Raw genomic sequence first — 19,799 nt, forward strand, 5'->3', positions numbered from 1 at the left:
AGTTTTTATCAAAATGGTACATCTTATACTTGAAAGAAACGGACCGAGTGCTCGTACGTACTTGGTTTTTTGTTTGGTAGATTGATTAAAAAAGAAAGAAGGAATTATTCCTTTAAAATAGCTATGTAAAGAGAGGGAAACATCTATGCGTTTAAGACACAAACCGTATGCAATGGATCGAATTAATGAATATTCACATATCGTAATCGGAAACCCAGAGGAGCGCGCTGGTAGCTGGAAAGAAGTATTTGGAAACGAACAACCAATTCACATTGAAGTAGGTACAGGTCGTGGCCGCTTCATGTATGATATGGCAAAAGCGAATCCACATATTAATTATATTGGAATTGAAAAATTCACAAGTGTTGTTGTAGATGCACTTGATAAATTAATTGAAGAAGAATTACCAAACTTAAAGTTAATTAATAAAGATGCTGAAGATTTAACAGTTTTCTTTGCGACAGGTGAAATTGATCGCGTTTATTTAAACTTCTCAGATCCATGGCCAAAGAAACGTCATACGAAGCGTCGTTTAACGTATAAAACATTTTTACGTAATTACGAAGAAGTGTTAGTAGAAGGCGGAGAAATTCATTTCAAAACAGATAACCAAGGTCTATTTGAATATTCTCTTATGAGTATGGCTGAGTATGGTATGTTACTAACGTACTTAAGCTTAGATCTTCATAACAGCGACTTTGAAGGTAACATCATGACTGAATACGAAGAGAAATTCTCTAGTAAAGGTCATCGTATTTACCGAGTTGAAGCAAAATATCGTACAGAGCCTATGCAGTAATGCATAGGTTTTTTTACATCTAAAATAATCAGAATTTTATGTTAAGATTAATTGAAAGGGGGATGTGTAATGGAACAGTTACAAATTGGAGATATAAAAGTAACGTGGTTAAAAGGCGGGAATACACATTTAGACGGGGGAGCGATGTTTGGTGTTGTGCCGAAAGTACTTTGGTCACGTAAGTATAAACATAATGATACAAATCATATTTATTTACGAACAGATCCGTTACTTTTGCAAACGAAAGACGGAAATATGCTCATTGATTCCGGAATAGGAAACGGTAAATTGAATGAGAAGATGAAGCGGAATCAAGGTGTAACAGAAGAATCATCGGTTTATGAATCATTAGAAAAACTAGGATTAAAGCCAGAAGATATTCACTATGTTTTAATGACGCACCTTCATTTTGATCATGCATCTGGTTTAACAAAATGGGAAGGTGATCACCTTGTACCAGCGTTTCCGAACGCGAAAGTTTACGTAAATGAAACAGAGTGGAATGAAATGAGGAACCCAAATATTAGATCCCGTAATACATATTGGAAGGAAAATTGGGAGCCGATTGTAGATCAAGTTGTTACGTTCCAGCAAGAAATAGAAATTACAGATGAAATAAAAATGGTGCATACAGGTGGTCATAGTGATGGACATGCAGTTATTGCTTTAGAAAGCCATGGGGAAACGCTGCTTCATTTAGCAGACCTATTACCGACGCACGCACATCAAAATGTATTATGGGTAATGGCATACGACGATTATCCGATGACCTCGATTGAAAATAAGCAAAAGTGGATGAAGTATGGTGCTGAAAAAGAGGCATGGTTTACGTTTTACCATGACGCATATTATCGCGCTGTGAAGTGGAATGAGGAAGGGCATATCGTAGAAAAAGTAGAACGGAAAACGAGTATAGAAGCATAAAAATAGGAGGTTGTTCCATCATAGTTATTGGAGCAGCCTCTTTTTTATTGTCGGGTTTTGTCGGTAAGTCGATATATTTAAACAAACGCTGATATAAATTGAGTTGCGCCGATATAATTGGGAAATCGCTGATATAAATTGAGTTGCGCCGATATATTCGGAAAATCGCTGATATAATTTTAATCAATACCCGCAATTTCAAAAAAATAAGAGGTTCACCTAATGGGAACCCTCCTTTTTATGCTGCTATAACCTCTAAAACAGTACCTGTTTTAGCATCAACTAAAAATTCAAATCGTTCTTGTATATCATTTAACATTGTTGTAAGACCGCCGCGATAAACTTCATATGCGACATCATATTTTTCAAATGTCTCTGGAACCATATGTACCCAAGAGCCAGTAATTTCACCTTTATGACTTAATGCTTGTTTCACCATTTTCAATGCTTTTTCTGAAGAAATATGGGATTGTTCTTGTACTTTGTTTGCAACGAGATAACCAGCTGCGAACCCAACGCCAAGACCTGCTACTAAACCTTTCCAGCTCATATATTCACCTCAATTCTATAAAATAAAAATAGTGTACCGATAATAATTATAAAGCAAATACAGCCAAAAAAGAAGAAACTAGAAACATTTCGAAAATTTCGTTACAATAAAAGAGGTATTCTACTAAGGTTTGAAAGAAGGGGACTTCGTGAATAAAGAGACATTACAATTATTTCGTACGTTAACAGAATTACAAGGTGCATCAGGTTTTGAACATGATGTACGCCGTTTTATGAAACAAGAATTAAGCAAATATGCGGATGAAATTGTACAAGACGGTTTAGGTAGCGTATTTGGTCTGAAAAAAGGGGACGAAACTGGCCCGCGTGTTCTTGTAGCAGGTCATATGGATGAAGTAGGTTTCATGATTACGCAAATTACGAAAAACGGAATGCTTCGTTTTCAAACGTTAGGCGGCTGGTGGAGCCAAGTTTTATTAGCACAGCGTGTACAAGTTATGACGAAGAATGGTCCTGTTATTGGGGTTGTTGGTTCTATTCCTCCTCATTTATTAAGTGACGCGCAACGTGCAAAACCGATGGATATAAAAAATATGTTAATTGATATAGGTGCAGATAGTTATGAAGATGCGATTGAAATTGGTGTAAAACCAGGACAACAAATCGTGCCGATTTGCCCATTCACGCCGATGGCAAATGAGAAGAAAATTATGGCGAAAGCTTGGGACAACCGTTACGGATGTGGTCTTGCAATCGAATTGTTAAAAGAATTAAAAGATGAAACATTACCAAATACATTATATTCTGGTGCTACTGTACAAGAAGAAGTAGGCCTCCGCGGAGCGCAAACAGCTGCAAATATGATTCAACCAGACATTTTCTATGCGCTTGATGCAAGTCCAGCAAACGATGCATCTGGTGACAAAACACAGTTCGGTCAATTAGGAAAAGGTGCTCTTCTTCGTATTTACGATCGCACGATGGTAACACATAGAGGAATACGCGAATTCATTTTAGATACAGCAGAAACAAACAACATTCCGTACCAATACTTTATTTCACAAGGTGGTACAGATGCGGGCCGTGTACATACAAGTAACTCTGGTATCCCATCAGCAGTAATTGGTGTTTGTGCACGCTACGTTCATACACATGCTTCAATTTTACATGTTGATGATTATGCAGCGGCGAAAGAATTAATTACGAAGCTTGTAAGAACAACAGATAAAACGACGTTAGAGACAATTAAGAATAACGCGTAGAGAAGAAGGGCGAAAAACCCTTCTTTTTTTAGGTTGAATAGATGACCCAGCGATGAGTGGTGGCGGTTAGTGCCTAATGGGTGCTCGAATGATGTATTAAGACCGCGGGTAGGAAGAAAGAAGAAGCCTGTTTTTGTGTTTAGGACCAGTAATATTGTAGAAAGCGACCTTCTTTTATGGGGAGAAGGAATTCCCTGATGGTGTGTGGTAGTGGTTGGTACTTAATTTGTGCCGAAGCGGATATTAGAATAGAATGATGAATTTTTATAGAGGTGAACGAAATGAAAGTAGTAGTTGGATCGAAGAATAAAACGAAGGTTGGCGCTGTGGAGAAGGTTTGGAAAGATGCTGAAATTACATCTCTTTCTGTTCCGTCAGGAGTATCAGCTCAGCCTTTCTCAGATGAAGAGACGATGCAAGGAGCGATCAATAGAGCGAAGCGAGCGCTAGAGGACGGAGAAGCTCCAATTGGGATTGGGCTAGAAGGCGGCGTAATGAAAACGGAGCACGGTTTATTTATGTGTAACTGGGGCGCGCTAGCAACAAGTGATGGGAAAGTATTTGTGGCCGGAGGAGCGCGTATTACGTTACCAGACGATTTTTTAGCACCTCTTGAAGATGGTAAGGAATTAAGCGAAGTGATGGAAGAGTTTGTGCAGCGAAAAGATATTCGTAGTCACGAAGGTGCGATCGGTATTTTTACAGATGATTATGTCGACCGTACGGAATTATTTGTACACGTTGTTAAGTTGTTAGTTGGGCAATATAAGTATGACAAAAAGCAAGCATAAACCTTGCACCGTGCGCGATGTATGGTAGTATAAAAGAAAGATTATAACATGAAAAATGTACCCGCTAGAGGAGGAAATATAGATGAAGTCATTAGAAAGCATGGAGCAATTCCAACAGTTAAAAAATGAAGAGAATGTAGTCTTTATGTTCTCAGCAGAATGGTGCCCAGACTGCCGCTTTGTAGACCCATTTATGCCAGAAGTAGAAGAGAAATATAGTGATTTCTCATTTTACTATGTAGATCGCGATGAGTTTATTGATCTATGCGTAAAATTAGACGTATTTGGCATTCCGAGCTTTGTAGCGTACAATAAAGGTGAAGAAACTGGTCGCTATGTAAACAAAGATCGTAAAACACAAGAACAAATCGAAGAGTTCATTGAAGGTTTAAAATAAGGCAATTTGCCAATTGAATTGTAAAACAACCTCTACCTTCGCGGGGGAGGTTATTTTTTTGGAAGGGAGGAAAAAGAGATGAAGATGACAAGTAAAAAGATGAAAGATGAGTTAATAAAGAAATTATCTCGCCCAGAATGGGACTTTCAGTATGATAGTGAGAAAGAAGTTTTACGTATTGAACAAAAAGACTCCAAAAAAGGTATTAACGTATCGCTTCCAGGAGTTGTGGCAAAATGGGAAGTGAACAAAGAAAAGGCAATTGAAGAAGTTGCTTATTACGTACAAGAAGCGCTAATTGCGATGCATAAAGAAGAAAATAGCGGAGCGAAAATTTTACCTGTTATTCGCTCTACTTCTTTCCCGAAACAAGCAGAAGAAGGAAATCCGTTTATTATGACGGATCATACGGCGGAAACACGTATTTACTATGCGTTAGATTCGAATAAAACGTATCGACTAATTGACGAGCGTCTATTACAAAAATTAGAACTTACAGAACAGCAAGTGCGTGAAATGGCATTATTCAACGCACGCTCATTAGGTTATGAATTTAAACAAGACACAGTAGCGGGGAATACATTCTACTTTTTAAACACAAATGATGGGTATGACGCGACTCGTATTTTAAACGAATCGTTACTACAATCGATGCGTGAAAAGATTTCTGGTGACATGGTTGTTGCTGTTCCTCACCAAGATGTATTAATTATTGCTGATATCGTCAACGAAATCGGTTATGATATTATTGCACAAATGACAATGAAATTTTTTGCCGAAGGGCATGTTCCGATTACATCACTTTCATTCGTATATGAAGATGGAGAATTTGAACCAATCTTTATTTTAGCGAAAAATCGGAAGAAGACAGATGGAAAAGAGAAAGGATGAACGAAGTGAACGTTTTTTACAACCTTGAAGGAATTGGTGACACTTTAATTGTTGCCTTACAAGATATTACTTTAGAGAACCGTACTTTTGATCGCAAAGGAGATGTTGCACGCGTATACGATCGTGAAAGCAACGAGACAGCAGGATTCAACATCTTTAATGCATCTTCTTACTTAGAAGTAAAAGAAACAGGCAACCTTACATTAACCAAAGAGCTTGTAGAGAAAATCAACGAAATTTTAGCGAAGAATGGCTTTGAAGAAACAGTAGAAGCAGATCTTTCTCCGAAATTTGTTGTAGGCTATGTAGCTGAAAAAGAAAAACATCCAAATGCTGATAAGTTAAACATCTGTAAAGTAGAAATCGGTACAGAAACATTACAAATCGTATGTGGTGCACCAAACGTTGATGCAGGACAAAAAGTTGTCGTTGCAAAAATCGGCGCTGTAATGCCAAGCGGTATGTTAATCAAGCCAGCTGAGCTTCGCGGTGTTCCTTCTTCTGGAATGATCTGCTCTGCACGTGAATTAGAGCTTCCAGATGCTCCACAAGAAAAAGGTATTCTTGTATTAGAAGATAGCTTTGAAGTTGGACAAGAGTTTAAATTTTAATTGATATAAGAAAAGAGAGGTTGTCCTTTTGGACAGCCTCTCTTTTTTTGTCATTCTTTGTCGGTAAATCGAAATTTCGTGTTAAATCGTTGATATATTGAGAGTTGTGATAGATATATTTAAAAAATCGTTAATATGATAAGGATGTCACCTTTTTTCTTAAAATCTATATTGTATTTTATAAACAATCTAGTTAAAATTTAGAAAAGTAGAAGGGGATAGAAGTATGAAACAGCAACCAAAAATCGCAGAACTTCTAAAACGAATTGAAACTTCAAAACAGCAAGATGTTGAGCTAGGTACTTATGAAATATATTTGTTTAGTGAAAGTGAATTAGAAAAAGGACAAATCGGTTACCGATACGATAAACATAAAAATTCATTAATAAGTGAAGAACACGGAAAATGGAAAGAAGAATGGATTACAATTGGATATGAAACGGATATGGGCGATCCAGTTTTCGTAAATATAGATGATGCCGCTTATCCGCTTTATACTGCAGAACGTGGTACAGAAAAATGGCAGCCAGTTTATATTGGAAATATAGATGAGATTATAGGGCAATTATAAGAAAAACTTTGAATCCGGTGCAAAGTGATGGGGGAGAAGTATGAAGTATATAAAAATAATGAGCATGATTGCATTCATTGGAATATATATGGCCGGTTGTTCACAAGAGCAGCCGAAAAAAGAAACTACATCTTCTATACAAGAGAAAAACAAAGATACCAAAGAAGACGCACCGGTAGAAAAGAAGCAAGAACAAGAAAAGAACGAAGAATCGCAAGCAATTCAAACGAATGACCAAGTAGAACATAAGCAAGAGGAAGTATCATCTGATGAAAAGAAAGAAGAAACTACGCCAGTGCAGCCGACTGAGCAACCAGTGCAAAATAATGAACAAAAAATAGAGAGTAATGAAAAACAAGAGAAGTTTCTCGTCGTTATTGATCCAGGGCATCAACAAAAAGCGAATTTAAATTTAGAGCCGATTGGACCAGGGGCAACAACACAAAAATATAAAGTGACAGACGGTACAACAGGTGTTGTGACGAAAAAGAGAGAGGCTGTACTTGTATTAGAAATGGCTTTTTTATTAAAAGAAAAGCTTGAAGCAAAAGGGATACAAGTATTAATGACGAGAACATCACAAGACGTTGATATAAGTAATAAAGAAAGGGCGACATTCGCAAATAATCATAAGGCTAATTTATTTTTACGTCTTCATGCAGATGGTTCTGAAAATCCAAACCAAAGTGGATTCGCTGTATTGACGCCGGCAGAAGGAAGTCCGTATACGAAAGAGATTTATGCGGAAAGTCTTCAAATCTCTCAAATGATTGTAAATAAAATGAGGGAGAACCAGCAAGTAAAAGTAAATGGAATTAAATTTCGGGATGATCTTTCTGGATTTAATTGGGCAAAGGTTCCTGGTGTGTTATTAGAACTTGGGTTTATGTCAAACCATGAAGAAGATAAAAAATTATCTGACCCGCAATATGTAAATTCTTTATTGCAAAGTGTAACGGATAGCATAGATGCATATCAGAAGAGTAAAGCTTAAGCGCAGTCTTATATGAAAGGCTGCGTTTTTTCATATGAAACACTCGTAAATTAGAATATTGTGGATAAATATGACATGCTTAATTTTACCTGCACTTTTTGCCGAATGCTGATACAATAAAGGATGTTACTATTTAGTAGAAAGAGTGGTAAGCATGTTAGATTGGATGAAAAAGCTGTTTAACAAAGAGGAAGAACAAACAGCGATGAATAAAGAAGTACCAAAGCAAATTGAAAGTCAGCCGAAAATTCCTCGTGTAAACCACTACACTGAAGCAAGAGAAGCACAAATGGCAAGTAGGAATGCAGGTAAATGCCGTTTTCCTTTAGTACCGGATAATGGGTTCGATGAAGAGGATGAAAGCGAAGTAAATCGCTTCGAAGAACAACCTGTTCAAGGAGTAACATATGAAGAACCGACTGCCCAAAGAGGAATAAAGGTGGAAAGAAGCAGACGACCGTATGTGGAAAAGGTAGTTTCTACATATGAAGAGCCGGAAGTGCAATATGAACCGGTGCGGGAGTCTGTCGTTAAAAAGGCATCTGCACCTTCGCAAGAGAGTAACCGTAGACCATTTCGGCCAACAGAAATGATTTCGCCAATTTATGGATATAATCGTCCTTCAGTAGAGAAAAAGGAAGAAAAGCAGGAGGAAGTAAAAGAAAGAGAAGACCTTGAAATATCTGTAGAGGGTAAATCAGTCGTTGATGCATGGTTAGAGAAAAAAGGATATACATTATCTGATTTCTCAGAAGGACAAGCACCAACTTCTTCTAGTCATAGAGCTGCTAACCAGCAAGGAGAGCAACAATATGAAGAGAATAAAAAGGAAGAAAAGTCAGTAGTTGATCAATGGCTAGAGAAAAACGGTTATGAAATTGAACGCCAAGTGCCTTTAGTAGAAGAAAAAGAAGTGATTCAAGAAATGAGTACACCGCAGGAAGTTTCAGCGGATGAATTACTTCATAAAACAGTAGCTGAGCAGATGGAAAGTGCTAAGCTAGAAAAAGATGTAGTGGTGTTAAACGAAAACAATCTACAAGAAGAATTAGTAGCTTCTAAAGTAGAGCACGAGGATACAATATTATCAGAAGAAATTAAACGTAATACAGAAATAAAACAACCTACTATTGAAGTAGAAAAGCAAGCTCCAGAAGAATCAGTGATTGTCAAAGCAGAAGAAAAACTTGAAGAAACAATCATTGTGGAAATACCAGAAGAAGTGTCAAAAGTAGAAGTAATTGCAGAAACGGAAGAGTTTGAAGAAGTAGTTATGGAAACAGAGGCACCTGAAGAAGTGGAAGTAATTACAGAAACAGAAGAGTCAGAAGAAGCTGAAGTAATTGCGGAAGCAGAAGAGTCAGAAGAAGTAGAAGTAATTACAGAAACAGAAGAGCTAGAAGAAGTAGAAGTAATTGCGGAAACAGAAGAGCTAGAAGAAGTGGAAGTAATTACAGAAACAGAAGAGTCAGAAGAAGTGGAAGTAATTACAGAAACAGAAGAGTCAGAAGAAGTAGAAGTAATTGCGGAAGCAGAAGAGTCAGAAGAAGTAGAAGTAATTGCGGAAGCAGAAGAGTCAGAAGAAGTGGAAGTAATTGCGGAAGTAGAAGAGTCAGAAGAAGTGGAAGTAATTGCGGAAGCAGAAGAGTCAGAAGAAGCTGAAGTAATTGCAGAAATAAACGCGCCTGTAGTAGAGACATTTGTAGCACTTGAGGAAATTCAGCAAGAAGATGAAGCAATTGAACAAAAGAGTGAATTCATATATGTTGCTGAGGCTGATGAACAAACGAAGAAAGATGTTCAAAGCTTTGCGGATGTTTTAATTGCAGAAGAACAACCAGTTGTAGAAGAAGCGCTAGTCGCAGAAGAGCAACAAGTTGTAGAAGAAGCACCGGTCGTAGAAGAGCAATCAGTTGTAGAAGAAGCGCCAGTCGTAGAAGAACAACCAGTTGCCGAGGAAACACCAGTCGCAGAAGAGCAACGAGTTGTAGAAGAAGCACCGGTCGTAGAAGAGCAACGAGTTGTAGAAGAAGCACCGGTCGTAGAAGAGCAACGAGTTGTAGAAGAAGTGCCAGTTGCAGAAGAGCAACCAGTTGTACAAAAAGAAGAACCAAAACGTGAGAAAAAGCGTCATGTACCATTTAATGTTGTTATGTTGAAACAAGATAGAACACGATTAATGGAAAGACATGCAGCTAGAGCAAATGCAATGCAGCCTTCTGCTAATGTACGAGTAGAGAATAAGCCAGTGCAACAAGAGGTAACAGAACCACAAGTGGAAGAACGCCCAGTGCAGCAAGTAGTAGCAAAACCACAAGTGGAAGAGCACCCAGTGCAGCAAGTAGTAGCAAAACCACAAGTGGAAGAGCAACCAATGCAGCAAGTAGTAGCAGAGCCACAAGTGGAAGAACGCCCAGTGCAGCAAGAGGTAGCAGAACCACAAGTGGAAGAGCAACCAATGCAGCAGGTGGTAGCAGAACCACAAGTGGAAGAACGCCCAGTGCAGCAAGTAGTAGCAGAACCACAAGTGGAAGAGCACCCAGTGCAGCAAGTAGTAGCAGAGCCACAAGTGGAAGAACAACCAATACAGCAAGTAGTGGTAGAGCAAGTACAAAAGCCAATTTCAAGTACGGAAGTACAAGAGAAAGCATATGTTGTAAATCAAAGAGAGAACGATATGCGAAATGTATTGCACACACCACCGACATACACTGTTCCGCCATTAGCGCTGTTGTCGATTCCACAGCAATCAGCGTTAGATAATACAGAATGGTTAGAGGAGCAGAAAGAATTATTAGATACAACGTTTAATAATTTTCACGTTGGAGCACATGTTATTAATGTATCGCAAGGGCCAGCAGTAACTCGTTTTGAGGTGCAGCCAGACCCAGGTGTGAAAGTAAATAAAATTACAAATTTAAGTGATGATATTAAGTTAAGCTTAGCTGCGAAAGATATTCGTATTGAAGCACCGATTCCAGGGAAGAGTGCGATTGGAATTGAAGTTCCAAATAAAGAAAGTAAGCCAGTATTTCTTCGCGAAATTTTAAGAAGTCCTGTATTCACAAAGAGTGAATCACCGCTTACTGTTGCGCTTGGACTTGATATTTCAGGGGATCCAATTGTAACGGATATTCGAAAAATGCCGCACGGACTTATTGCGGGTGCAACGGGTTCAGGTAAAAGTGTGTGTATTAACGCGATTTTAACGAGTATTTTATATAAAGCGAAACCACATGAAGTGAAGTTAATGTTAATTGATCCGAAGATGGTTGAGCTTGCACCATACAATGCTGTTCCACATCTTGTAGCACCTGTTATTACGGATGTAAAAGCAGCGACAGCTGCATTAAAATGGGCAGTTGAGGAAATGGAACGCCGTTATGAATTGTTTGCGCATGCTGGTGCTCGTGATTTAACTCGCTACAATACGATTGTAAGTGAGCGAGAAATTCCAGGAGAGACATTACCTTATATCGTTATTGTCATTGACGAGTTAGCCGATTTAATGATGGTAGCACCTGGTGATGTTGAGGAAGCGATTTGTCGTATTGCGCAAAAAGCACGTGCTTGTGGTATTCATTTATTAGTAGCAACGCAGCGTCCATCTGTAGATGTTATTACAGGTTTAATTAAGTCAAATATTCCAACGCGTATTGCGTTTACTGTATCATCTCAAGTTGATTCGCGTACGATTATTGATATTGGGGGCGCGGAGAAATTACTTGGCCGTGGTGATATGTTATTCTTAGGGAACGGTACATCTAAGCCAGTTCGTGTACAAGGTGTATATGTATCGGATGATGAGATTGAAAAAACAGTTGATCATGTGAAAAAGCAAATGAAGCCGAATTATTTATTTAAGCAAGAGGATTTATTAGCGAAAACAGAACAAGCTGAGTCGGAAGACGAATTGTTCCTTGATGCATGTCAATTTGTTGTAGAACAAGGGGGAGCGTCCACATCTTCTGTACAGCGAAAATTCCGCATCGGTTATAATCGCGCGGCACGTCTCATTGAAGAGATGGAATCGCAAGGAATTATTTCTGAAGGTAGAGGAACGAAACCGAGAGATGTCCTTATTTCTGAGGATGAATTTGCCGCTATGCAGGAAACGAATGTATAGTAAACGGTTTTGCTGTATACTAAGAGAAAATGTTGGATAGTAAAGTAGGGAGTAAAGCGACATGAAAGAAATTGAATTAAAATTAAAAGGTGAAATAAATAGACTAACAAATAAAACATTTAAATTTGACGAACGTGTTGGAGAAGGGTGGTTCTCTGCCGTTTACTTTTTAAAGACTAGAGAAATCATCGAAGAATTTCGCCCGAAAAGTGTTGTAACGATGCAATTTTTCCAAAAGGAAAATGCAGTTCTTTGCGGAACGGATGAAGTAATTGCATTGCTACAAACATTCGCTAAAAATCCTGAGGAACTTGAGATTAATTCTTTAAAAGATGGCGATAAAATTAGTCCATTTGAAACAGTGTTAACAATTCATGGTCCTTATGAAAATTTCGGATTTTTAGAAGGTGTCATTGATGGGATTTTAGCTCGTCGTACATCGGTTGCGACAAACGTATATAACGTTGTCCAAGCTGCGCGTAGCGTAGATAAAGAAAAACCAGTTATTTTCATGGGAGATCGTGACGATCATTATACACAACAAGCTGGTGACGGTTATGCAGCATACATCGGAGGTATGAGCGCACAAGCGACGCATGCGATGAATGAATGGTGGGGCAAAAGTGGTATGGGGACGATGCCTCACGCATTAATTCAAATGTTTAATGGTGATGTTGTAGAAGCGGCAAAAGCATATCATAAGAAATTCCCAGAAGATGAATTAGTTGTATTAATTGATTACAACAATGATGTCATTACAGATGCACTTCGCGTAGCGCGTGAATTTGGATCAACATTAAAAGGTGTACGTGTAGATACGTCCCGCACGATGATTGATCAATACTTCATTCGCCACCCAGAAGTACTTGGAACATTCGATCCACGTGGTGTAAACCCATCGCTTGTATTCGCACTTCGTAAAGCACTTGATGAAGAAGGATTCCAGCATGTAGACATCGTTGTAACTGGTGGATTTGATGAGAAGCGTATTCGTGAATTTGAAGCTCAAAACGTACCTGTTGACATATACGGGGTAGGAAGTAGCTTATTAAAAATGAATATTGGCTTTACTGGTGATAATGTAGAATTAAATGGGAAACCAGAAGCAAAAGCTGGTCGTAAATATCGTCCAAACCCACGTTTAGAGCGTGTTCAATTAGAAAAAAGAGAAGAGATGTAAAAGAGAGAAAAACTGATAGGTGATTGACCCTATCAGTTTTTCTGTTATCATAGTATAGCGGCTTCTTTTTTGCTATAATGGACTTGTTATGGACATATAAAGAAGTACGTACGAGTTTATCCTGATAAGTGAAGGGAAAAAATAACTTCACTACATCAAAAATGTATGATGATTACCAAAATAAGAAAAGATTCATATACTGTCTTATAGATAGGCCGTTGTATTAGTTCGAAATGTTGGAGGTTCTTTAAGATGACAGTTTACCATTTTGTAGGAATTAAAGGAACAGGAATGAGTTCATTAGCGCAAATTCTTCATGATATGAAGCATACTGTTCAAGGGTCTGATTATGAAAAGCGTTTCTTTACACAAACAGCGTTGGAAAAGCGTAGTATCTCGATCCTTCCTTTTGATAAGAATAATGTAGAAGAAGGACAAGTGATTATTGCAGGAAATGCATTTCCTGATACGCATGAAGAAATCGTAGCAGCAAAAGAATTAAACATCCCAGTCCATCGTTACCATCATTTCTTAGGTGACCTGATGAGCCAATACACAAGTGTTGCTGTAACTGGTGCACACGGAAAAACATCAACAACAGGTTTGTTAGCCCATGTAATGCAAGGTGCACACCCGACATCTTACCTTATTGGAGATGGAACAGGGCATGGGGTAGAAAATAGTAAGTATTTTGTATTTGAAGCTTGTGAGTATCGTCGTCATTTCTTGTCTTATAATCCAGACTATGCAATTATGACGAATATTGATTTTGATCATCCAGATTATTTTGCAGACATCAATGATGTATTCAGTGCATTCCAAGAGATGGCATTGCAAGTGAAAAAAGGCATTATTGCATGTGGAGATGATGAAGAACTTCAAAAAATTCAAGCGAAAGTACCTGTTATTTTCTATGGATTTGGAGAAGATAATGATTTTCAAGCACGCAACATCCAAAAGAGAACAGATGGCACGATATTCGATGTATTCGTTCGTAACACGTACTATGATACGTTCAAAATTACAGGATACGGCAATCACAGCGTATTAAATGCGTTAGCAGTAATCGCGCTTTGCCATTATGAAAATGTTGATGTAGAAGCAGTAAAACATCAATTAACAACTTTTGAAGGCGTAAAACGTCGTTTTAATGAAAAGCCGATGGGAGAGCAAGTAATCATCGATGACTATGCACACCATCCGACAGAGATTAATGCAACGATTGAAGCTGCTCGTCAAAAACATCCAGAGCGTGAAATTGTCGCTGTATTCCAGCCACACACATTCTCACGTACAGAAAAGTTCTTAGATGAGTTCGCAGAAAGCCTAAGCAAAGCTGATCAAGTATACTTATGTGATATTTTCGGATCAGCGCGCGAAAACAAAGGTGAATTAACAATCGAAGATCTGCAAAAGCGTATTGACGGTGCAGAACTAATTACAGATACAACAACGGATGTATTAAAGAAACATAAAAACGGCGTTCTAATTTTCATGGGCGCAGGAGACATCCAAAAATTCGAAGCAGCTTACGTAAAAGAAGTTCAAGTTGCAGAGAAGTAATAGAAAAGACGCATAGCTTAGCTGTGCGTCTTTTTTATGTTGTCGTGGTTATGCATTAATGTTGAAACGTCTATATATATGGAGTTGTGTTCGATATATTTCAAAAATCGTTGATATATTGGTACGCGTTTTGAAATATAAGTGTTAGAATAATAAGAAAACTAAAAAGGGGGACTAAAAAACATGTTCACACTCCGAGTAGATGACGAAATCGAACTACAATTACTAGAAAAACATCATAAAGAGGAATTATATCAATTATTAGATCAAAACCGTAATCATTTACGAAAATGGCTCCCTTGGGTAGATGGGACGAAATCTGCTGATGCTTATGATGAGATTTTTCCGATGTGGTTAAAGAAATTTGCAGAGGGAGATGGTTTTGAAAGTGGCATACGTTACAAAGGAAAGCTCGTTGGGATGGTAGGTATTCATCCAGTGAGCTGGGGGAAGAAAGCGACGAGTCTTGGGTATTATCTTGCAGAAGATGCTGGCGGGAAAGGTATTATGACGCGTAGTGTGAAGGCTGTACTTCACTATGCATTTGAGAATTTAAAATTAAATAAAATGGAAATTAGATGCGGTGTTGAAAATGTGAAAAGCCGCGCTATTCCAGAACGTTTAGGATTTAAGTTAGATGGCATTTTAAGAGATGATGAATGGCTATATGATCATTTTCACGATATCGCTGTATATAGTTTACTAGTTTCAGAGTGGAAGGAGATTCGATGAACGAGAAGATACGCATTATTCCGTATGAAAGTACGTTTCAAGAGGAAGTAGTAGATCTTATCGTTCATATTCAGCAAAAAGAGTATAATGTTTCAATTACGAAAGAAGAGCAACCTGATTTACTTGAAATAGAAACATTCTATCAAAAGGATTACGGAAACTTTTGGATAGCAATTTATGATGGTAAAGTAGTTGGAACAGTAGCTTTATTAGATATTGAGAATCATCAAGTAGCGTTAAGAAAAATGTTCGTGAAGAAAGAGTTTCGCGGAAAAGAATGGGGCGCATCACATATGTTGCTTCAAACAGCAATTTCATGGGCTGAGGATAAAAAATTGAAAGATATTTACTTGGGAACAACAGTAAAATTTTTAGCGGCACATCGTTTTTATGAAAAGAATGGTTTTGAAAGTGTGAGTATAGACGAGTTGCCGAAAAACTTTCCGGTGCTACAGGTAGATAAGAAATTTTATAGGTACATTGTGTAAAAGGTCATTTAGAAATGGCCTTTTTCTATGAAGCAAAATGGAAATAGTGGTATAATTTGGGTTAGGGGGTGTAGGTATGAACTTTCCAATTCAAAGAAGTAAGTCAGTAGTCATTTTCGTTTGTCTTACGTTAGCGTTTATGTTTATATATCTAATTGTCATGCTTTTCACCAATAAAGCGCATTGGATGTCAGCGTTGATTGGGATGGTTTTATGCTTCATTGTAAATGTACCACTCGTTTGGGAAGTATTTATTAAAAAACATAAAGTAGAAAATGGCGTATTAAAGTACGGTATTTTAAATGATGATATTGTATTAAAAGATGTGAGAATTATACGTCAGGTCGGAAAGTCTCTTGAAATTACGACGAATGCATATAAAGTGCATATCGTTGCGATGCCGCAAAATATGGATGAATTCTTGACGTTTATAGAGAAAGAAAATCCACATGTGAAAATAGAAATGGTAGGGAAGAAATAAAAACGCTCGGCGAAAATTCCGAGCGTTTTTATTATTATTTTAAGTTCTCTGGGTTTAAAGCTTCTAGTTCAGGTACAACGAAGCGTCCGTCTTTACGGATTAGTACGTCGTCGAAGTAAATTTCGCCGCCGCCGTATTCAGGGCGTTGGATGCATACTAAATCCCAGTGGATGTTCGAGTTGTTGCCGTTCCATGCATCGTCGTAAGCTTGTCCAGGAGTGAAGTGGAAGCTGCCATCGATTTTTTCATCGAATAGGATGTCTCCCATTGGATGTAAGATGTATGGGTTTACGCCAATTGCGAACTCACCAACGTAGCGTGCGCCTTCGTCTGTATCGAAGATTTTGTTAATGCGCTCTGTATCGTTTGCAGTTGCTTCAACGATTTGACCGTTCTCAAACTTAAGTTGTACATTTTCAAATGTATAACCGTTGTAAGGAGATGGTGTGTTGTAAGAAACTGTACCGTTAACAGAATCACGAACTGGTGCAGAGTATACTTCACCGTCTGGAATGTTTAAATGACCTGAGCATTTAATTGCTGGAATGTCTTTAATAGAGAATGTTAAGTCAGTTCCAGGACCAGTTAAACGAACTTTATCTGTTTTATTCATTAATGTAACAAGGCTGTCCATCGCCTTATCCATTTTACCGTAGTCTAAGTTACATACTTCGAAGTAGAAGTCTTCGAAAGCTTCTGTACTCATTTTAGCAAGCTGTGCCATAGAAGCATTTGGGTAGCGAAGAACAACCCAACGTGTTTTTGGAACGCGAATATCTCTATGAACTTTTTTACCAACTGTTTGGCCATGAACTTTCATACGCTCACTTGGAACGTCAGCTTGTTCATTAATATTATCGCCAGAGCGAAGACCGATATAAGCGTCCATGTCTTTCATTACGCTTGCTTCATATGCAGCGATTTGTTCGAAATGTTCTTCAGTAGCACCCATTAATAAAGAGCGATCTACTTGATGATCTTTTAAAGAGACGAATGGGAAACCACCAGCTGCATATGCTTCTTTTACAAGTGCAGTTACAAGTTCTTTTTGTAAGCCAAAGTTTTCAATTAATACTTTTTCACCTTTTTGTAAGCGGATAGAGTAGTTAATTAAATTGTATGCTAACTTTTCAATACGTGGATCTTTCATATGTAAAGCCTCCCTACTAATTATGTATCCTCTCCTATTGTAACCTACTTAGTGGAATTTGTTGAATGATTTATGTTACAGTTAACGAATAAGTATGAAAATTCTAATGATGAGATAGGGATTAGAATGAAACGGAAAATGATTGTATAATAGGGGAAAGTATGAAAAAGATAAAGGAAGTGATGAAATGCAAGTTCTTTTATATGTAAGTGCGGCTATTATCGCGGTTGCTTTCGCAGTATTAGTAGTGTATGTATGCAGAACGTTGTTATCGGTTCAGAAGACGTTGGAAAACGTTGCAAGCACGTTAGAAGGTTTAGAAAAGCAAATGCAAGGAATTAGCGTAGAGACAGAGCAATTATTACATAAAACGAATGCGTTAGCTGATGATATTCAACAGAAGTCACAGTCATTAAATAAAGTGGTAGCGGGTGTAGATGGGATTGGAACGACAATCCAATCTTTAAATACGAAGCTTCGTAATGTATCAGACTCTGTAACGGACGAAATTGAAAATAACGCTGATAAAGTAGCGCAAGTTGTACAGTGGAGCAGTGCGGCGATTGAAGTATACAATCATTACCGTGCGTCGAGACAAGAGAAGAAGGTTGAAAAAGAAGAGCGTAAATTAGAAAGAATTGAGAAAAAAGCTGAAAAGAAAGAGAAGCGCTCTAGATTTCGTATGAGAGGTGAATCGTGATGAATATGACAAAACTTGAAACAATTGAAGAGCTTGAAGTCTTAGTAGAAAAGAATGAGCCGTATGTTCTTTTTAAACATAGTACGACATGCCCGATTAGTCACGGTGCATACACAGAATTTCAAGCGTATTGCAGTGAAGAAAGAGAAGTGCCAGCGTATTACTTATACGTACAAGATGCGAGAGATGTGTCAAATCGTGTTGCAGAACAATACAGTATTAGACATGAATCACCGCAAGTGCTATACATAAAAGATGGGATGGTAGTATGGAATACATCTCATTGGAATATTAAAAAAGATGCTTTAGAAGAGAATATAAAGTAAAAAGAAGCAAGCTAAAGGTGCTTGCTTCTTTTTTTTGTTTTTGTTGAAATATATTTAGTGGTACACTATTAATAGTTCAAACTAAATAACTAGATTGTTGAAAGTAGGTTTTAAGTAATGAAGAAAATGGCATTATCCTTCGCAGTCGTAAGTTTATTACTGGGAGCTTGTAGTAACAATAGTAATACGATTAGTAAGAAGGATGAAGTTATACAAAAAGATACAAAAGAAAAAAGTATGATTCCGAGAACTGCTGTTTCTAAAGATTATTATAGAACTGTTATTCCTTTAAAAGAACAAAAGGTTATTAATACAGCTAATATAAAAACAAATTCTAAATTAGATTTAGCAGAGTATGAAAATGGTTTAATAAATATTGCAACGCAGCAATTTGATACAGAGAGTCACGTACTGCAATTAAACCAGTATATTCCAGAGAAACTAATTGATGAACTAGTTGCGAAAGTAGAAGCGCCAGTTTTGACGAATATTATAGAACAAGACTATTTCGGAAAACAGAATTCAAATGAACTAAGTTTATCTGGTGTTATGATAGGTTTAGCTATGTCTTCAAGTGTATCGAATGAAGAAGCTATGTCTAAAGGGACTGAAGTTGCTAAACAACTTATTGAAGCTATTAACAAAAATGATAAGTATAACAAATCTCCAATTACGTTTGCTATCTTTAAGCAAGAAAGTACTAGTTCTTTAAAAAATGGTACGTATATTGCTAGTGCTACTGTTCAAAAGAATGATACGAACCTTGGAAATTGGAGTACAATTGATGAAAAGTCGTATTCATATCCTTCTGATGAATTTACACAAGCACATGGAGAAGATAATACAAAAATAAATAACTTTGCTAAGGAAATAAAAGGTTTTTCTAATGGAGATTTTATTCCAGTCAACGCTAAAGTTTCTTATAAGAAAGATCAAATGGATACATTAAATATGAATATTGTTATTAAATATAACGGTAAAACAGAATTAATGGCTCTTACCCAATTAGCTGCGCAAGGTATGTTAGACAAATTGCCTAAAGATGCGAAAGTACAATTACAGATCAAGTCCGAGAGTAAAATCGAGGCTGTGATTATAAAAGAGAAAAACAGTGATAAACCGTTTGTTTCCTTCTTGTAAAAAAGACAGTATGTAAACTGTCTTTTTTTATTTTAAATGAAAATATACAACGTTTTTTGATAGTAATTCATTGCTGTATATCGTGTGACAATCGTATATGTATCAGCTATAATAAGTTATCTTAAAAAAGTAACATATAGGAATTTGAAAGAGGTGGCTTTCT

General features: G+C 37.4%; 20 protein-coding genes. 18 read left to right on the forward strand and 2 right to left on the reverse strand.

The window, feature by feature from the left end; translation table 11 throughout:
- Positions 1–145 precede the first annotated feature (145 nt).
- On the forward strand, positions 146–799 hold the full coding sequence (gene trmB / locus QO049_RS06210; protein WP_284489208.1) for a tRNA (guanosine(46)-N7)-methyltransferase TrmB: 654 nt from the start codon (positions 146–148) through the stop codon (positions 797–799).
- Positions 800–868: 69 nt separating this feature from the next.
- Complete coding sequence (locus tag QO049_RS06215; RefSeq protein WP_284489209.1) at positions 869–1,723, forward strand: YtnP family quorum-quenching lactonase; 855 nt, start codon at positions 869–871, stop codon at positions 1,721–1,723.
- Between the two features lie 238 nt (positions 1,724–1,961).
- Here QO049_RS06215 and QO049_RS06220 read toward each other — a convergent pair whose 3' ends face one another.
- Entirely contained in the window at positions 1,962–2,273 is a 312-nt protein-coding gene (locus QO049_RS06220; RefSeq protein WP_000118543.1) for a PepSY domain-containing protein, read from the reverse strand.
- Between the two features lie 148 nt (positions 2,274–2,421).
- On the opposite strand from QO049_RS06220, the gene QO049_RS06225 reads away from it, so the two are divergent.
- The 13 genes from QO049_RS06225 (at position 2,422) to QO049_RS06285 (ending at position 16,320) form a co-directional block, all read left to right on the forward strand.
- The gene (locus QO049_RS06225; RefSeq protein ID WP_001031507.1) at positions 2,422–3,495 is read left to right on the forward strand and encodes a M42 family metallopeptidase; all 1,074 of its coding nucleotides are present in this window, start codon (positions 2,422–2,424) and stop codon (positions 3,493–3,495) included.
- Between the two features lie 281 nt (positions 3,496–3,776).
- Positions 3,777–4,286: a DUF84 family protein gene (locus QO049_RS06230; protein WP_000869937.1), complete on the forward strand. Its 510-nt coding sequence runs from the start codon at positions 3,777–3,779 to the stop codon at positions 4,284–4,286.
- Positions 4,287–4,368: 82 nt separating this feature from the next.
- Positions 4,369–4,683, forward strand: a complete 315-nt coding sequence (locus tag QO049_RS06235; protein WP_000838193.1) for a thioredoxin family protein — start codon at positions 4,369–4,371, stop codon at positions 4,681–4,683.
- Positions 4,684–4,761: 78 nt separating this feature from the next.
- A complete protein-coding gene (locus QO049_RS06240; RefSeq protein WP_000784588.1) occupies positions 4,762–5,574 on the forward strand; it encodes a DUF1444 domain-containing protein in 813 nt (270 codons plus the stop codon).
- Positions 5,571–6,185 (forward strand): YtpR family tRNA-binding protein, encoded by a 615-nt coding sequence (gene ytpR, locus QO049_RS06245; protein WP_001006761.1) that lies wholly within the window; start codon positions 5,571–5,573, stop codon positions 6,183–6,185. The genes QO049_RS06240 and ytpR overlap by 4 nt, the downstream gene beginning before the upstream one ends.
- A 226-nt stretch (positions 6,186–6,411) precedes the next feature.
- On the forward strand, positions 6,412–6,756 hold the full coding sequence (locus tag QO049_RS06250) for a hypothetical protein (RefSeq protein WP_000813342.1): 345 nt from the start codon (positions 6,412–6,414) through the stop codon (positions 6,754–6,756).
- Between the two features lie 40 nt (positions 6,757–6,796).
- The gene (locus QO049_RS06255; RefSeq protein ID WP_000874039.1) at positions 6,797–7,750 is read left to right on the forward strand and encodes an N-acetylmuramoyl-L-alanine amidase; all 954 of its coding nucleotides are present in this window, start codon (positions 6,797–6,799) and stop codon (positions 7,748–7,750) included.
- A 154-nt stretch (positions 7,751–7,904) separates the two neighbouring features.
- A complete protein-coding gene (locus QO049_RS06260) occupies positions 7,905–11,876 on the forward strand; it encodes a DNA translocase FtsK (RefSeq protein ID WP_284489210.1) in 3,972 nt (1,323 codons plus the stop codon).
- A gap of 61 nt (positions 11,877–11,937) precedes the next feature.
- Positions 11,938–13,056, forward strand: coding sequence for a nicotinate phosphoribosyltransferase (locus QO049_RS06265; RefSeq protein WP_000658370.1), 1,119 nt, complete (start codon positions 11,938–11,940; stop codon positions 13,054–13,056).
- 252 nt (positions 13,057–13,308) lie between these two features.
- On the forward strand, positions 13,309–14,619 hold the full coding sequence (gene murC / locus QO049_RS06270; protein ID WP_000219468.1) for a UDP-N-acetylmuramate--L-alanine ligase: 1,311 nt from the start codon (positions 13,309–13,311) through the stop codon (positions 14,617–14,619).
- A 183-nt stretch (positions 14,620–14,802) separates the two neighbouring features.
- Positions 14,803–15,351 (forward strand): GNAT family N-acetyltransferase, encoded by a 549-nt coding sequence (locus QO049_RS06275; RefSeq protein ID WP_284489211.1) that lies wholly within the window; start codon positions 14,803–14,805, stop codon positions 15,349–15,351.
- The gene (locus QO049_RS06280) at positions 15,348–15,839 is read left to right on the forward strand and encodes a GNAT family N-acetyltransferase (protein ID WP_001003149.1); all 492 of its coding nucleotides are present in this window, start codon (positions 15,348–15,350) and stop codon (positions 15,837–15,839) included. Before QO049_RS06275 ends, QO049_RS06280 begins: the two co-directional genes overlap by 4 nt.
- A 76-nt stretch (positions 15,840–15,915) precedes the next feature.
- Positions 15,916–16,320 carry a PH domain-containing protein gene (locus QO049_RS06285; protein ID WP_284489212.1) on the forward strand — a complete coding sequence of 135 codons (405 nt, stop codon included), beginning with the start codon at positions 15,916–15,918 and terminating at the stop codon, positions 16,318–16,320.
- Positions 16,321–16,354: 34 nt separating this feature from the next.
- On the opposite strand, the gene QO049_RS06290 is transcribed toward QO049_RS06285, so the two are convergent.
- Positions 16,355–17,470 (reverse strand): aminopeptidase, encoded by a 1,116-nt coding sequence (locus tag QO049_RS06290; protein ID WP_000654731.1) that lies wholly within the window; start codon positions 17,468–17,470, stop codon positions 16,355–16,357.
- Between the two features lie 187 nt (positions 17,471–17,657).
- On the opposite strand from QO049_RS06290, the gene QO049_RS06295 reads away from it, so the two are divergent.
- From QO049_RS06295 to QO049_RS06305, 3 genes are all read left to right on the forward strand, one after another.
- Positions 17,658–18,170, forward strand: a complete 513-nt coding sequence (locus QO049_RS06295; RefSeq protein ID WP_001197720.1) for a DUF948 domain-containing protein — start codon at positions 17,658–17,660, stop codon at positions 18,168–18,170.
- On the forward strand, positions 18,170–18,496 hold the full coding sequence (gene ytxJ, locus QO049_RS06300; protein WP_001057469.1) for a bacillithiol system redox-active protein YtxJ: 327 nt from the start codon (positions 18,170–18,172) through the stop codon (positions 18,494–18,496). The genes QO049_RS06295 and ytxJ overlap by 1 nt, the downstream gene beginning before the upstream one ends.
- Positions 18,497–18,613: 117 nt before the next feature.
- The gene (locus QO049_RS06305; protein ID WP_000738025.1) at positions 18,614–19,636 is read left to right on the forward strand and encodes a CamS family sex pheromone protein; all 1,023 of its coding nucleotides are present in this window, start codon (positions 18,614–18,616) and stop codon (positions 19,634–19,636) included.
- The last annotated feature ends 163 nt before the right edge of the window (positions 19,637–19,799 follow it).

Source organism: Bacillus sp. RB3 (assembly GCF_030164735.1).
GTDB lineage: Bacteria > Bacillota > Bacilli > Bacillales > Bacillaceae_G > Bacillus_A > Bacillus_A cereus.

What these genes read in the sequence shown, in the direction of transcription:
- murC (WP_000219468.1), top strand. Translation starts at nt 13,309, where the DNA reads ATGACAGTTTACCATTTTGTAGGAATTAAAGGAACAGGAATGAGTTCA.
- QO049_RS06240 (WP_000784588.1), top strand. Translation starts at nt 4,762, where the DNA reads ATGAAGATGACAAGTAAAAAGATGAAAGATGAGTTAATAAAGAAATTA.
- trmB (WP_284489208.1), top strand. Translation starts at nt 146, where the DNA reads ATGCGTTTAAGACACAAACCGTATGCAATGGATCGAATTAATGAATAT.
- QO049_RS06285 (WP_284489212.1), top strand. Translation starts at nt 15,916, where the DNA reads ATGAACTTTCCAATTCAAAGAAGTAAGTCAGTAGTCATTTTCGTTTGT.
- QO049_RS06275 (WP_284489211.1), top strand. Translation starts at nt 14,803, where the DNA reads ATGTTCACACTCCGAGTAGATGACGAAATCGAACTACAATTACTAGAA.
- QO049_RS06220 (WP_000118543.1), bottom strand. Translation starts at nt 2,273, where the DNA reads ATGAGCTGGAAAGGTTTAGTAGCAGGTCTTGGCGTTGGGTTCGCAGCT.
- ytpR (WP_001006761.1), top strand. Translation starts at nt 5,571, where the DNA reads ATGAACGAAGTGAACGTTTTTTACAACCTTGAAGGAATTGGTGACACT.
- ytxJ (WP_001057469.1), top strand. Translation starts at nt 18,170, where the DNA reads ATGAATATGACAAAACTTGAAACAATTGAAGAGCTTGAAGTCTTAGTA.
- QO049_RS06295 (WP_001197720.1), top strand. Translation starts at nt 17,658, where the DNA reads ATGCAAGTTCTTTTATATGTAAGTGCGGCTATTATCGCGGTTGCTTTC.
- QO049_RS06250 (WP_000813342.1), top strand. Translation starts at nt 6,412, where the DNA reads ATGAAACAGCAACCAAAAATCGCAGAACTTCTAAAACGAATTGAAACT.
- QO049_RS06230 (WP_000869937.1), top strand. Translation starts at nt 3,777, where the DNA reads ATGAAAGTAGTAGTTGGATCGAAGAATAAAACGAAGGTTGGCGCTGTG.
- QO049_RS06280 (WP_001003149.1), top strand. Translation starts at nt 15,348, where the DNA reads ATGAACGAGAAGATACGCATTATTCCGTATGAAAGTACGTTTCAAGAG.
- QO049_RS06215 (WP_284489209.1), top strand. Translation starts at nt 869, where the DNA reads ATGGAACAGTTACAAATTGGAGATATAAAAGTAACGTGGTTAAAAGGC.
- QO049_RS06255 (WP_000874039.1), top strand. Translation starts at nt 6,797, where the DNA reads ATGAAGTATATAAAAATAATGAGCATGATTGCATTCATTGGAATATAT.
- QO049_RS06290 (WP_000654731.1), bottom strand. Translation starts at nt 17,470, where the DNA reads ATGAAAGATCCACGTATTGAAAAGTTAGCATACAATTTAATTAACTAC.
- QO049_RS06260 (WP_284489210.1), top strand. Translation starts at nt 7,905, where the DNA reads ATGTTAGATTGGATGAAAAAGCTGTTTAACAAAGAGGAAGAACAAACA.
- QO049_RS06265 (WP_000658370.1), top strand. Translation starts at nt 11,938, where the DNA reads ATGAAAGAAATTGAATTAAAATTAAAAGGTGAAATAAATAGACTAACA.
- QO049_RS06305 (WP_000738025.1), top strand. Translation starts at nt 18,614, where the DNA reads ATGAAGAAAATGGCATTATCCTTCGCAGTCGTAAGTTTATTACTGGGA.
- QO049_RS06235 (WP_000838193.1), top strand. Translation starts at nt 4,369, where the DNA reads ATGAAGTCATTAGAAAGCATGGAGCAATTCCAACAGTTAAAAAATGAA.